Origin of the sequence: Corynebacterium phoceense (genome assembly GCF_900092335.1) — a bacterium.
In the GTDB taxonomy this organism is placed as follows: Bacteria; Actinomycetota; Actinomycetes; order Mycobacteriales; family Mycobacteriaceae; genus Corynebacterium; species Corynebacterium phoceense.
Genome location: NZ_LT596207.1, coordinates 20480 through 33516, shown reverse-complemented (window position 1 = coordinate 33516; position 13037 = coordinate 20480). Strand labels below are relative to the sequence as shown.

General features: G+C 65.1%; 13 protein-coding genes. 12 read left to right on the top strand and 1 reads right to left on the bottom strand.

Annotation, left to right across the window (positions count from 1 at the left end; genetic code table 11):
* Nucleotides 1-164: 164 nt before the first annotated feature.
* From glmM to BN9444_RS00160, 4 genes are all read left to right on the top strand, one after another.
* Nucleotides 165-1508, top strand: coding sequence for a phosphoglucosamine mutase (gene glmM, locus BN9444_RS00175; protein ID WP_068801224.1), 1344 nt, complete (start codon nucleotides 165-167; stop codon nucleotides 1506-1508).
* Nucleotides 1509-1711: 203 nt separating this feature from the next.
* Nucleotides 1712-2020 carry a hypothetical protein gene (locus BN9444_RS00170; protein WP_066511085.1) on the top strand — a complete coding sequence of 103 codons (309 nt, stop codon included), beginning with the start codon at nucleotides 1712-1714 and terminating at the stop codon, nucleotides 2018-2020.
* A complete protein-coding gene (locus BN9444_RS00165) occupies nucleotides 2017-3783 on the top strand; it encodes a hypothetical protein (protein WP_068801223.1) in 1767 nt (588 codons plus the stop codon). Before BN9444_RS00170 ends, BN9444_RS00165 begins: the two co-directional genes overlap by 4 nt.
* Complete coding sequence (locus tag BN9444_RS00160) at nucleotides 3783-4058, top strand: hypothetical protein (protein WP_066486200.1); 276 nt, start codon at nucleotides 3783-3785, stop codon at nucleotides 4056-4058. Before BN9444_RS00165 ends, BN9444_RS00160 begins: the two co-directional genes overlap by 1 nt.
* A gap of 105 nt (nucleotides 4059-4163) precedes the next feature.
* On the opposite strand, the gene BN9444_RS00155 is transcribed toward BN9444_RS00160, so the two are convergent.
* On the bottom strand, nucleotides 4164-4991 hold the full coding sequence (locus tag BN9444_RS00155; RefSeq protein WP_066486345.1) for a poly(ethylene terephthalate) hydrolase family protein: 828 nt from the start codon (nucleotides 4989-4991) through the stop codon (nucleotides 4164-4166).
* Nucleotides 4992-5152: 161 nt separating this feature from the next.
* Here BN9444_RS00155 and glmS point away from each other — a divergent pair, with 161 nt between their 5' ends.
* The 8 genes from glmS to tsaD all read left to right on the top strand — a co-directional run.
* Nucleotides 5153-7024, top strand: coding sequence for a glutamine--fructose-6-phosphate transaminase (isomerizing) (gene glmS / locus BN9444_RS00150; RefSeq protein WP_066486196.1), 1872 nt, complete (start codon nucleotides 5153-5155; stop codon nucleotides 7022-7024).
* 129 nt (nucleotides 7025-7153) lie between these two features.
* Complete coding sequence (gene alr / locus BN9444_RS00145) at nucleotides 7154-8266, top strand: alanine racemase (protein ID WP_066511079.1); 1113 nt, start codon at nucleotides 7154-7156, stop codon at nucleotides 8264-8266.
* A complete protein-coding gene (gene tsaE / locus BN9444_RS00140) occupies nucleotides 8259-8762 on the top strand; it encodes a tRNA (adenosine(37)-N6)-threonylcarbamoyltransferase complex ATPase subunit type 1 TsaE (RefSeq protein ID WP_066486192.1) in 504 nt (167 codons plus the stop codon). Before alr ends, tsaE begins: the two co-directional genes overlap by 8 nt.
* Before the next feature lie 99 nt (nucleotides 8763-8861).
* On the top strand, nucleotides 8862-10451 hold the full coding sequence (locus BN9444_RS00135) for an aspartate:alanine exchanger family transporter (protein WP_066486341.1): 1590 nt from the start codon (nucleotides 8862-8864) through the stop codon (nucleotides 10449-10451).
* Between the two features lie 131 nt (nucleotides 10452-10582).
* The gene (locus BN9444_RS00130) at nucleotides 10583-11053 is read left to right on the top strand and encodes a hypothetical protein (RefSeq protein ID WP_066511076.1); all 471 of its coding nucleotides are present in this window, start codon (nucleotides 10583-10585) and stop codon (nucleotides 11051-11053) included.
* On the top strand, nucleotides 11053-11646 hold the full coding sequence (gene tsaB, locus BN9444_RS00125; RefSeq protein ID WP_068801222.1) for a tRNA (adenosine(37)-N6)-threonylcarbamoyltransferase complex dimerization subunit type 1 TsaB: 594 nt from the start codon (nucleotides 11053-11055) through the stop codon (nucleotides 11644-11646). Before BN9444_RS00130 ends, tsaB begins: the two co-directional genes overlap by 1 nt.
* 10 nt (nucleotides 11647-11656) lie before the next feature.
* Entirely contained in the window at nucleotides 11657-12160 is a 504-nt protein-coding gene (rimI, locus tag BN9444_RS00120; RefSeq protein ID WP_066486181.1) for a ribosomal protein S18-alanine N-acetyltransferase, read from the top strand.
* Nucleotides 12161-12162: 2 nt separating this feature from the next.
* Nucleotides 12163-13037: tRNA (adenosine(37)-N6)-threonylcarbamoyltransferase complex transferase subunit TsaD (tsaD, locus tag BN9444_RS00115; protein ID WP_233423524.1), on the top strand; the 875-nt coding region annotated here is incomplete at its 3' end.

The following is a 13037-nucleotide window of genomic DNA, read 5'->3' as shown; positions in this document are numbered from 1 at the left end:
CGTGGTTCATGGAATCCCTCCCGCCGAGCTACGACCGCGTAGACCGGTCGACCTAGTAGCAGCACATCCAGAACCCGGCTCGCACGGCGTGCGAGGGGGCATGAGCAGGGGGTGACTCTGCCCTAACGAGGAGCAGGCTGCACCTACGGTGCATAATTGAACACATGACTCGACTCTTTGGTACCGACGGAGTTCGCGGCCTCGCGAACCAGAAGCTGACACCGATCCTGGCCTTGAAGCTGGGGCAGGCGGCCGCCGAGGTGTTCACGGGCGACCGCGAATCCTTCGAGCGCCGCCCGCTCGCCATCATCGGACGCGACCCGCGCGTCTCCGGCGAGATGCTCGACGCCGCCATCGCCTCGGGCCTCGCCTCCCGCGGTGTCGACGTGCTGCGCGTGGGCGTGCTGCCCACCCCGGCCGTCGCTTTCCTTACCGATGATTACGGCGCGGACTTCGGCGTCATGATTTCCGCCTCGCATAACCCCATGCCGGACAACGGCATCAAGTTCTTCTCCGCAGGCGGCCGCAAGCTCCCAGATTCTATTGAGGATCAGATTCAGGCCCAGATGGACACGCTCACCGAGGAAGGGCCCACGGGCACGAAGCTCGGCCGCGTCATCACGGAAGCCCCTGACGCCCGTGAGCGCTACTTGAAGCACCTCGCGGAGTCCGTCACGGTGGACCTCACCGGCATCAAGGTCGTTGTCGACGCCGCCAATGGTGCCGCCTCCAAGGTTGCCCCGCGTGCCTACGAGGCCGCCGGTGCCGAGGTCATCGCCATCCACAACAAGCCGAATGCCTTCAATATCAACGAGGACTGCGGCTCCACCCACATCGAAAAGACGCAGGAAGCTGTCCACGAGCATGGTGCCGACCTAGGCCTGGCCCACGACGGTGACGCTGACCGCTGCCTCGCCGTCGATGCTGAAGGCAATGTCGTGGACGGCGACCAGATTATGGCGCTGCTCGCCGTAGGCATGAAGGAAGAAGGCCGTCTGCGTGATAGCACGCTCGTCGCCACGGTCATGTCTAACCTGGGCCTCAAGCTGGCCATGAAGGAACAGGGCATCACGATGATCGAGGCCAACGTGGGCGACCGCTACGTCCTCGAGGAACTCGGCAAGGGTGACTTCTCGCTCGGCGGCGAGCAGTCCGGCCACGTCGTGCTCCCGGCCAATGCCACCACCGGCGACGGCACGCTCACGGGTCTCAACATCATGGCCCGCATGGCGAAGACCGGCAAGTCCCTCGCGGAACTCGCTTCTGTCATGACTGTCCTGCCGCAGGTCCTCATCAACGTACCGGTCGCCGATAAGACGACCATCATGAGCAACTCTGAGGTCCAGTCCGCCATCGTCGAGGCCGAGTCTGAGCTCGACGGCACCGGCCGCGTCCTCCTGCGCCCTTCGGGCACCGAGGAGCTCTTCCGCGTCATGGTCGAGGCTGCCGATGCTGAGCAGGCCCGCAAGGTCGCCGGCCGTCTCGCCGCCGTCGTCGCCGCGGCTTAAGCCCCAGCTTTCCGATGCCGCCTCGCGTCCGCGCGAGGCGGCCTTCGGCGTTTTCGGGTTATCGCGGCACGCGCATTCGGGTGCGTTGGAATGCTCTGTGCGGCGCTGACCATCAATCACGGCGGGCTGGGAACCTTTCGAGCGCTGTCACAGTCCAATAGGGGTGGATCAGAAAGACATACCGCTACCGCAGGAGGTTCCCAATGACTGATGTCTTCCTTGATGTGGGTGAGGCCTCGCGCGCACTCCAGTCCGTGGCTGAGGGTGTTCGCGCAAGCCACACGCAGCACGCCGCGCTCACCCCACACTTTCCACCCCACGCGGCCGGCAAGGCCTTCGCCGGGCATGCCGCGCGCCTTCAGGCTGCCTTCATGACGGTGCACGAGCGCGGCGCCCTGCGTTTCGCTCACGCCGAGTCCGTCGCGCAGGCGGCCGTAGCCCAGTTCACCGCCGTCGGTGCGGCGGACGACGCTAACGCTGCGCAACTCCGTGGCGTGGGAGGAGCGTTATGAGCACCGCCGTCGCCTCGCGCCTGGGCGACTACGGACGCTCCATCGCCTTGTTCCAAGCCGCGACCGGCGGCGCCTACAGCGGCCCGTCCATGCCGTTGGGGCTGCTCCAGGAACTCGTGGGCTCTGCCGATGGCATTGATACCGGCGCGCTGGTCTCGTCAGTCGAGGCAGCCGTCGGCGTCCAACGCGCCGGCAAAGGCGGCAAGAGCGGTGCGGGCTCCTCGGGATCGTCTTCCGGCTCCGGCGCGTGGAGCTTGCTGCGTGACGTCATTCAAAAACTCGGCGTCGAACTCGCCGCGGGCTCCATCTTCGAATTCCTCGGCAACATCGAAGGCCTCGGCTCCGCTGACGCGCAACAGCGCGAGGAGCTCGTGGACCAGGCAGGGGAGTGTGCCTCCGCCATTGACGATGTCGTCCACGTGTCAGAAACCTCCATCGAGGAAATCCTGGGCGCCGCCATCCCTCTACTCGGCACGCTCACCTCGCTCGTCTCCAAGATTCATCCGCTGGCGCGCGCTCTCGTGCCCATTATCGCTTCCGCGGGCGATGAGATTATCGAGCACACCAACGGACTGATCGCGCAGACCTGTCGCGACCGCGATGACACCATCGAGCGCTGCTACGACGCCCTCGAACACTGCTGTGAGCAGGCCTGCTCCACCGAGCTGCCCACCCGTGTTCCCGACGCTGCAACCTGTACTCCGCCGCCCGCATGCCCGACCCTCGCGCCCGTATCCGCGCCGCCGGCCTGCCCCACGCAGGATTCCATTTCCGGCACGGCTCCGGCTTCGGCACCCGCATCTGCGCCGGCTCCTGCGCCGCCCGCGCCGGTGACCCCGCCCTCTCCGGCAGCGCCGCCACCCGTCACCACACCCGCGAGCACCGCACCAGCATGCCCGCCGCCTGCGCCTTCCCAGCCTGCGCCTGCCGTTCCGACCCCGCCCTCTCCGGCAGCGCCGCCACCCGCGGAGTGTGCACCGCCTGCGCCGAATCAGCCACGTACGACGCCGAGCTCGACGCCGCCCACGCCACGTCCTGCCGTGGAACCCCAATGCACTCCGCCAGCGCCTCATGAGTGCGAGTGCCCAGAGCCTGCGGAGGCCCATGATGACTGCGTCGACCGCCCCGCAACGCCAAGGCCAGGAGAGACGAAGCCTCCTGCCGATTGTGACACGGTGCCGGCGCAGGAGCCCGTGGTTGTCGAAGAGTGCCTTAAGGACGAACCAGTCGCGCCCGAGCCTGCCGTCGAGTGCGAGGTCGAAACGCAAAGCGACTGCGAGGAGAACGGTGTCGACATCGGCGCCCTGTGCTCTGGATTCCTTGGTGGCTTCGGCGTAGGTGTGGCCATCATCGGAACTGGCTTGCTCATCGCCGCGGCCGTGGACTTTGTCTCTCACCTCGAATTGCCTGATCTCGCTCCGGAACCCGCACCCGAGCCGGCCCCTGAGCCCGCGCCGCAGCCTGAGCGCGCACCAGAGCCGCCCGCTCCTGCCTCAGTGAAGAAGGAGGACGGTGTTTATACGCCGCCGGCTGAGCTAGACGACGTGCAAGAGCCTGCACCGCCGCCCAAGAAGCTGGCGCATATGGCAGGCACTACCGGTGCTGCGCAGGCAGGGGTGCCGGTCGCAGACACGCCCGCCCCTGCGGCGCCCGCGCAGTCCGATGCTTCACCCGCAGCTCCGTCCTCCGCACCAGCGCCCGCTGCGCCGGTGCCTCCTCCTGGAGGTTCGTCCTCTCGTGCTCGAAAGGCAGGTCAGTGGTAATGACTACGAACTTTGATGAATTCGCACGCGCCTTCCGCGAGCGGACTGCTCGCCGGCTTTTGGAATTTGAAAAGACGCTGGCGAAGGCACAAGACGATATTGAGAAGGCCGTGCACGACGCCCGCGATGAAGTGCGCCAGCGCCCGCCCAGCCACGCGAACGGTCCTGTGGAAGCACCCGCGGAGACTCGGCATGCAGCCGGTGCACGTCCGTATGCGGCGCATCAGACCCGTGGCACTCAAGGTCGCGTGAAATCGGTGTTGCGCCGGCAGTAGTGTTATGTCCGTAGAGATAAGTCGAACCCCGCGTCCCTCGCATCGTTGTGATGCCAGGAACGTGGGGTTCGGCGTTGTCGCGGAAGTGCCGCGAAGCACAAGGGCCTAGTGGTACTGATCGGCCTTCTCTGCGAGCTCCTCACCCAGCAGGGAGTGCACACCCTTGGCCGTAGCGTCTGCCTCGGCGAAGTCGGAGTACTTCTTCTCATTGCCCAGCGTGGCGAGGAGGAAGCCGACGAGCAGCGCGCGGGCGGTCTCACGCGGACCGGACTGGAAGATGCCGGTACCGAACGCCAGCTTTTGCATGGTGTTTTCTGCGAAGCCCGGTTGTGTGCCCTTGTCGAGCTCGCGGTAGACGGCCGTGCCGCCCCAGCTCTGTGCGAGCTTGGCCGGGTTGCCCGCGGAGAGGAAGTCATCCAACTTGGAGCCGATGACGAGTCCCGGTGCCTGCACCGAGCGGGCAGCGGTTGTCGCGGAAGGCGAGACCGTGGCGGGGTAGAGGGCGCCCACGGCACGCACCTTTTCGTTATTGGCTGCTGCGAGCACTGCGGCACCGCCGCCCATGCCGTGGCCCACCATGCCCAAGCGGCCCGGGGAGACGGTGATATTGCCCTGACCCAGCTTCACGCCCGCGGCAATCTGCAGTGCGGATTCCATGTCGGCGACGAGGCCGCGGACGTTGGGCACCAAGCCATTTTCGGTGTCCGGTGCAACGACCACAATGCCCCAACTGGCCAGGTGGCGCAGCGTGGAGTGGTAATGCTTGATATTCGTGCGCCAGTCGTGACCAAAGGCCACGGCAGGCAGTGCTTTCCCCTCAGCAGGGGTGTACACCTTGCCTTCAAGGCCGGCGTAGGAAAGATCGCCAGTAAGAACGCGGTACGGGCCACGCTTGGACAGGGTCGCTAGATGCTTCTTCAAATTCGCAGACACGCTACCCAGGATAGAGGAAGAAGTGTAGGCATTGGGCGCAAAGAGCGATAGAAGCGATTTTTGCATCGAGTCAGCACAAGGGCGGGCACGTAGAGGGGTGATTTTCGTTCCCCAAGTGCCTACTCCTCTATATAGGGGATTATCAGGTAACATCTGCAACTATGTGTGGAATTGTTGGATACGTCGGTCACTACTCTGATGACCGCGAATACTTTGCCCTTGACGTTATTCTCGAGGGATTGCGTCGACTCGAATACCGCGGCTATGACTCTGCTGGTATCGCAGTCTTCGCGGATGGAGAAATCGGGTGGCGCAAGAAGGCCGGTAAGGTCGCTGCTCTCGAGCAGGAGATCGCGGCACGCCCGCTCAAGGACTCCGTCTTGGGTATCGGCCACACCCGCTGGGCAACCCACGGTGGTCCAACGGATCTCAACGCGCACCCGCACGTTGTCGATGGCGGCAAGCTGGCCGTCGTCCACAACGGCATCATCGAGAACTTCGCCGAGCTCAAGTCCGAGCTCACGGCGAAGGGCCACAACTTCGTGTCGGAGACCGACACCGAGGTCGCTGCGACGCTGCTGGGAGACATCTTCCACAACGAGGCCAACGGTGACCTCACCCGCGCTATGCAGCTCACCGGCCAGCGCCTCGAGGGTGCGTTCACCCTCTTGGCCGTTCATACCGAGCAGGCAGACCGCATCGTCGCTGCCCGCCGCGACTCGCCGCTGGTTATCGGCCTGGGCGAGGGCGAGAACTTCCTGGGCTCGGACGTCTCCGGCTTCATCGACTACACCAAGTCCGCCGTCGAGATGGCCAACGACCAGGTCGTGACCATCACGGCCGACGAGGTCACCATCACCGACTACAACGGCAACCCGGCCGAGGGCAAGCCGTTCGAAATCAAGTGGGATGCCGCCGCTGCCAAGAAAGATGGCTTCAGCTCCTTCATGGAGAAGGAAATCCATGACCAGCCGGCCGCCGTGCGCGACACGCTGCTCGGCCGCTTTGACGAGCAGGGCAAGCTCACGCTCGACGAGGTGCACATCGACGAGTCGATCCTTAAGTCCATCGACAAGATCATCGTCATCGCCTGCGGTACCGCCGCCTACGCTGGCCACGTGGCCCGCTACGCCATCGAGCACTGGTGCCGTATTCCTACCGAGGTCGAGCTCGCTCACGAGTTCCGTTACCGCGACCCGATCGTCAACGAGAAGACCCTCGTTGTCGCGCTGTCCCAGTCGGGTGAGACCATGGATACCCTCATGGCCGTGCGCCACGCACGCCAGCAGGGTGCGAAGGTCATCGCCATCTGTAACACGCAGGGTTCCTCCATCCCGCGCGAGGCAGACGCTGCGCTCTACACCCACGCTGGCCCGGAGATTGCCGTTGCGTCCACGAAGGCGTTCCTGGCGCAGATCACCGCGACCTACCTGCTCGGCCTCTACCTGGCGCAGCTGCGCGGCAACATGTTCGCCGATGAGGTCCAGAACGTCATCTCTGAACTGCATGCCATGCCGGACAAGGTTCAGAAGGTCATCGACCAGGAAGACCAGGTCTACGCGCTGTCCAGGTCCATGTCGGATGCAGACTCCGTGCTCTTCCTTGGCCGCCACGTGGGCTTCCCGGTCGCGCTCGAGGGCGCGCTCAAGCTCAAGGAGATCGCGTACCTGCACGCTGAGGGCTTCGCCGCCGGCGAGCTCAAGCACGGCCCGATCGCTCTTATCGAGGAAGGCCAGCCGGTCTTCGTTATCGTGCCGTCCCCGCGCGGCCGCGACTCGCTGCACTCTAAGGTCGTCTCCAACATCCAGGAGATCCGTGCCCGCGGCGCGATTACCATCGTCATCGCCGAAGAGGGCGACGAGGCAGTGGAGGCCTACGCCAACCACATCATCCGCATCCCGGAGGCACCCACGCTCATGCAGCCGCTGCTCGCCACCGTGCCCCTGCAGATCTTCGCGTGCGGCGTCGCCACCGCGAAGGGCTACGACGTGGACCAGCCGCGTAACCTGGCCAAGTCCGTGACGGTCGAGTAATCGCGCACGAGCGCTCGCAACTCGTATGAGTCGCGTGGAAATTCACGATTTTCGCGCAACTCATACGAGTTTTGTGTTTTCGCGGTCCAGCAGTCCGTGCTCGCGGGTAACAGTGGCACAATAGACGCCATGTCACAGTCCACTGTTCAGCCCCCACTTCGCACCCGCGTCGACTTGGGCGCGATTGCGCACAACGTTTCCACCATCAAGGACATGGTGGGGCCGGACGTCAACCTCATGGCCGTCGTCAAGGCGGATGCCTACGGCCATGGCGCGTTGGAGGTTGCGCGCGCCGCCGAGCGCGCGGACGCCTTTGGCGTAGCGACGGTGGCGGAGGCGCTGGAGTTGCGCGAAGGGGGCATCGGCAAGCCCATTTGCGCGTGGATCTGGAATCCGGAGGACGATGTGTCCACCCCGTTGGCCGCGCGCGTTGACCTGGCTATTCCGAGCCTGCGGCACCTGGGGGTGCTCATCGAGGCGCAGGTGCCGGCACGCGTGTACCTCAAGATCGAGACGGGCTTGCACCGCGCGGGCCTGGATCCGGCTGAGTGGGAGGAGGCCTTCGCGCTCGCCCGCGACGCAGAGCACCTCGAGGTGCTCGGGCTCATGTCGCACCTGGCGTGCGCAGACGAGCCGGAGAATGACTACACAGATTTCCAGGCCGCGAATTTTGCCCGGGCCCTCGAGCAGGCGCGCGCGGCGGGCCTGGAGTGCCCCGTTAACCACCTGTGTAATACGCCGGGCACGTTCACGCGGCCTGACCTGCGCTACGAGCAGGTGCGCGTCGGCCTGGGCATCTACGGCTTGGAGCCCATCCCCGGCCAGGACCATGGCTTGATTCCCGCCATGACGTGGGCGGCGACCACGATGGCCGTCAAGCCCATCGCGGCGGGGGAGGGCACCTGCTACACCATGACGTGGCATGCGGAGCGCGATGGCTACCTCGCCAACGTGCCGGTGGGCTACGCAGACGGCCTGCCGCGCGCGTTCCAGGGCAAGCTCCAGGTGGGCATTGGCGGACACCTCTATCCGCAGGTGGGTCGCGTGTGCATGGACCAGATTGCCGTTGACCTCGGCGACAACCCGCACGGCGTGCGCCCCGGCGACGAGGCCATTATCTTCGGAGGGGGCGGCATGTCCGCCACGGAGCTTGCCGATGCCGCCGGCACCATCAACTACGAAGTCATTTGCCGCCCCACGGGGCGCACCGTCCGCCAGTACGTGGGAGGAACACATGCGTAGCAGTTTTCCGCAGGAGGGCCGCCGCCAGTTCGCGACGGCGGCTGACACCCAGGCCTTCGGCGAGGAGCTCGGAGCGGCATTGGAGGCGGGCGACCTAGTCATCCTCGACGGGCCGCTGGGCGCGGGGAAGACGACGCTGACACAAGGCATCGCGCGCGGCATGGGTGTCAAGGGGCGCGTGACGTCCCCGACCTTCGTCATCGCCCGCGAGCATCGGTCGCTGGGGGAGGGACCGGCGCTCGTCCACGTCGACGCGTACCGTCTCCTCGACGATTTCGGGGCGGGCTCCGGCGACCCGCTGGGAGACCTCGACGCGCTCGACCTGGACACGGAGCTTGAGGACGCTGTCGTCGTCGCAGAATGGGGTGGCGGATTGTTAGCCCAACTGTCAGACGCGTACCTCTTTGTGGGGCTGGATCGTGAACCTGAGAATCGGACAGAAACGGGCGCAGATACACGCGAAATCACGTGGCGCTGGGTAAACGCGGGAAATTAAGCTATCAAGTACAGGCGTCCTGTAGGCGACCTATATAAGTGATAAGTATCCCATAGTCCCAGGTTGACGCGGGATTATTGATTAAGTCAAACTGGGATGGTGTTAAATTTCCTCGCATCCAATCCGCTCTTCGCGCTGTTTCTCATCATGGCGGTCGGCCTGGTGATCGGAAAAGTAAAGGTATTCGGAATCTCCCTCGGCGCCGCAGCCGCCATGTTTGTTGCGTTGGGTTTGTCTACGGCAAACCCCGACATCCAGATTCCGGCCTTTGTCTACCAATTTGGTCTCGCCATCTTCGTCTACGCCATTGGTTTGGGATTCGGCCCGTCCTTCGTCCGCGACTTTAGGAAGCGCGGCTGGAAGCTGACGGTCTTTATGATCGGCATGCTCATCGCGCTCGTTGCCGTGGGCTACCTCCTCATCACTGTCTTCCACCTCAAGGTCCCCGTCGCCGTGGGTATGTTCGCCGGCTCCCTGTCGTCCACGCCTGGTATGGCTGCTGTTGTCGACATGCTCGGCAACTCCGAGCCCGTCGTCGGCTACTCGCTGGCGTACCCGGGCGCGGTCATCGGCGCGATCATCGTCGCTGCCGCGGGCGCCATTATCCTCAAGGTCGACCACGAAAAAGATGCGCGCGATGAGGGCATGGTTCCTTCGCCGCTCATCTGGAAGGCGGTTAAGCTCACGCGCGACTTCCCGGACACCGCGGGCCACATCGACCGCGTCACCGGACAGACGGTCGTCGCCACCCGTTTCATCCCAGACGCTGACCACCACCGTCTCGCCATCCCGGAAATGCCGCTCGAAAAGGGCGCGGTCTTTATGATCAACGGCACCGAAGAGGCCGTCAACGCCGCCATCGAGGTCCTGGGCGTGGAAGAAGACGTCGAGCTCACCGAGGACGCTGGCCTGCTCTACACCCGCGTCACGGTCTCCAACCCGGAGATTGCCGGTAAGCGTATTCGCGACATCAAGGCGCTGGACCATGGCTTCATCATCGCGCGCGTGCGCCAAGGCGATATCGACATCGTCCCGCACGCGGATACCGTCCTTAACTACTCGGACCGCGTCCGCGTCGTCACCGCTCCGGAGCGCCTTCCCGCCGTCAAGAGCTATCTCGGTAACTCCGAGTCCGCACTGGGCAACGCTGACCTGCTGTCCATGTCCATCGGCCTGACCCTCGGTATGCTGCTTGGCCTTATCCCGATTCCGATCCCCGGCGGTACGACGCTGCAGCTCGGCTTCGGTGGCGGCCCCATCGTCATGGGTCTCTTCCTCGGTTACTTGAACCGCACCGGTTCCATCAACTGGCAGATGCCGTTCCACACGCGCCAGGCCCTGTCGACCCTCGGCCTCACCTTGTTCCTCGCGGGCGTCGGTACCTCCGCAGGCGCCTCCTTCCGCGCGGCGCTGACGGACCCGGCATCGCTCAAGGTCATGGGCGTCGGCCTCATCATCACCCTCATCTCTGCCATCGGCATTGGGCTTATCGGCATGCTCGTCTTCCGCCTCAAGTGGGACGAGGCCATGGGTTGTGCTGCCGGCATGACCACCAACCCCGCGGTGTTCAGTTACCTGCAGGGCCAGACGAAGACGGACCTCGCCAACCGCGGCTGGGCCACGGTCTATCCCACGACGATTATCGGCAAGATTATCGCCTCGCAGGTGCTCCTCGTCCTTCTCATGTAAAACCAATCGCTTATGACCCCGTCGCGTCCCCGTTACGCGGCGGGGTTTCGACATGCTTGTGGCCTGGCGAGTACCATTTAGGGAAGTTTGCACCCCCATGTACTCGCATTTATTAAGGAGCGCACCCCTTTATGAATAAGGTCGGCCAAGCCATTACCACCCTTGTCATTGGTCTTTTCGCCATCGCCCTCGTGGGCATGATTGCGATGAGCGCCACGCGCCCGGCCCAGCCGGTCGACCGTACCTTCGCCGAGGCCGTCGAGACCATCGACGACGCGAACCTCAATGCCACTGCGCTCGCCGTCGCCGACGTGTATGGCGAACAGTGGGTCCAGTTCCTCAACCTGTGCCCGGGCACCACCCCGGACGATATCCGCAACGGTCTTCAGGTCAACCCGGAGGACCTCGGCATTACCGAGACCGTCCCGGCAGGCACCAACTACATCGTGGCGATGAACACGGACCAGCAGTTCTACGCGGAGAAGATCTCCATGGACAAGGTCGACATCTGCACCACCGTGGGCCAGCTGCCAATGTCCAACGCCGCGTCCATGATTCCGCTCGCCAAGACGCCTGAGGGCCAGTGGGTGTTCGCGGGCTAATGCGCGTTCTCGCTCTCGACACCGCCACGACCGATCTGGTCACCGGCCTCGTCGATCCTTCTGATCCCGCCGCCCCCCGCGAGCGGATCGTCACCGACACCCGCGCGCATAGTGAGCAGCTCGTGCCCACCGTCGAGGCCTTGCTTGCCGATGCCTCCTTGACCTACGCCGACCTCGACGCCCTCGCCGTCGGCTGTGGTCCCGGCCCCTTTACCGGTCTGCGCGTGGGCATGGCGACCGCTCAGGCCTTTGGCCAGGCCCTCGGCATTCCTGTGGTGGGCGTGTGCTCCCACGACGCCATCGCGCACCAGCTCGCCGCCCTCGGCGAGTCCGGCACGTGGCTCATCGCCACTGATGCCCGCCGCAAGGAGGTCTATTGGGCGACCTATGAGCTCGCGGGGGACGGAGTCCACCGCCTCACCGAGCCCTCCGTCTCCAAGCCGGAAGCGCTCGCTGAGGAGCTCGGCGACATCACCGTCGACCACATCGTGATCCCCGAGGCCATCGCCCCGCGCTTGCCCGAGGCGCTCGCCGCGCTCCCGCGCGAATGGGACACCCCGCGCCCCGCAGGGCTCGTCGCCGCCGNCTTCTGAGGCGAAGTAGATGTTCCTGCGCGAACTCACCGACGCTGACGCCCCGCGCTGTGCCGAGCTCGAAGTCCAGCTCTTTCCGGGGGAGACCCCGTGGAGCACCGAGGTCTTCCTCGCCGACTTCGCTCAGCCGCACACGTTTTACTTCGGCGTCCAAGACGGCGAGCCCGACGGGGACGGCGTGCTTCTCGGCTACGCCGGGCTCGCCATGATGGGACCCGTCGCCACCCCGGAATTCGAAATACTGACCATCGGCACCGCGCCCGAGGCCCAGCGCCGCGGCGTCGGCCGGCTCATGATGGAAAATATCTGCCACATCGCGGACCTCAAGGACGCGCCTGTATTCCTCGAAGTCCGCGTGGGCAATGACCCCGCCATTCGTATGTACGAGGCCTTCGGCTTCGAGCTGATGGGTCTGCGCCGCAATTACTACCAGCCGTCCGGCGCCGACGCCCACACCATGAAGCGCGCAGCGTGCGCCGCTGGTGCGTCGCACGATAACACTGAAAAGGAATAAACATGTTGGTCCTGGGAATTGAATCCTCCTGCGACGAGACCGGCGTAGGCATCGTCGAGCTCGACGGCGACGGGTACATGGATATCCGCGCCGACCAGGTCGCCTCGTCCATGCAGCAGCACGCCCGCTTCGGCGGCGTCGTGCCCGAGATCGCCTCGCGTGCGCACCTCGAGGCCATGCCGCAGGTCATGCGTGCCGCGCTCGACGAGGCCGGTATCGACAAGCCCGACGCCGTCGCCGCGACCGTGGGACCGGGACTGGCTGGCGCGTTGTTGGTGGGGGCATCGGCAGCCAAGGCGTACGCCGCAGCCTGGGGCGTGCCCTTCTACGGCGTCAACCACCTCGGCGGTCATGTTGCCGTCGCTAACCTCCAGGGGCAGAAGCTGCCGCACTCCATCGCGCTGCTCGTCTCCGGCGGCCACACGCAGATTCTCGAGGTCGACGCCGTGGGAAAGCCCATGCGCGAGCTCGGCACGACCCTCGATGACGCCGCCGGCGAGGCCTACGACAAGGTCTCGCGCCTGCTCGGCCTGGGCTACCCGGGCGGCCCGGTCATCGACAAGCTAGCGGCCCAAGGCGAAGCGAATATCAACTTCCCGCGCGGTCTTTCCCGTGCCGAGGACCTGCGCGGTGAACACCGATACGACTTCTCGTTCTCCGGCCTGAAGACCTCCGTCGCCCGCTACGTGGAGAAGGCCGAGCGCGAGGGCCGCGTCGTCTCCGTCGAGGACATATGCGCGTCCTTCCAGGAGGCCGTCGCGGACGTACTCACGCACAAAGCGATGCTCGCCCTTGAAGACACCGGCGCGAAGGTCATGCTGCTCGGTGGCGGCGTCGCGGCGAACTCTCGCCTGCGTTCGCTCGCGGCGCAACGCTG

Coding starts and splice junctions, on each gene's coding strand:
- glmS (WP_066486196.1), top strand. CDS start 5,153: ATGTGTGGAATTGTTGGATACGTCGGTCACTACTCTGATGACCGCGAA.
- BN9444_RS00130 (WP_066511076.1), top strand. CDS start 10,583: ATGAATAAGGTCGGCCAAGCCATTACCACCCTTGTCATTGGTCTTTTC.
- BN9444_RS00165 (WP_068801223.1), top strand. CDS start 2,017: ATGAGCACCGCCGTCGCCTCGCGCCTGGGCGACTACGGACGCTCCATC.
- rimI (WP_066486181.1), top strand. CDS start 11,657: ATGTTCCTGCGCGAACTCACCGACGCTGACGCCCCGCGCTGTGCCGAG.
- BN9444_RS00170 (WP_066511085.1), top strand. CDS start 1,712: ATGACTGATGTCTTCCTTGATGTGGGTGAGGCCTCGCGCGCACTCCAG.
- glmM (WP_068801224.1), top strand. CDS start 165: ATGACTCGACTCTTTGGTACCGACGGAGTTCGCGGCCTCGCGAACCAG.
- tsaE (WP_066486192.1), top strand. CDS start 8,259: ATGCGTAGCAGTTTTCCGCAGGAGGGCCGCCGCCAGTTCGCGACGGCG.
- alr (WP_066511079.1), top strand. CDS start 7,154: ATGTCACAGTCCACTGTTCAGCCCCCACTTCGCACCCGCGTCGACTTG.
- BN9444_RS00160 (WP_066486200.1), top strand. CDS start 3,783: ATGACTACGAACTTTGATGAATTCGCACGCGCCTTCCGCGAGCGGACT.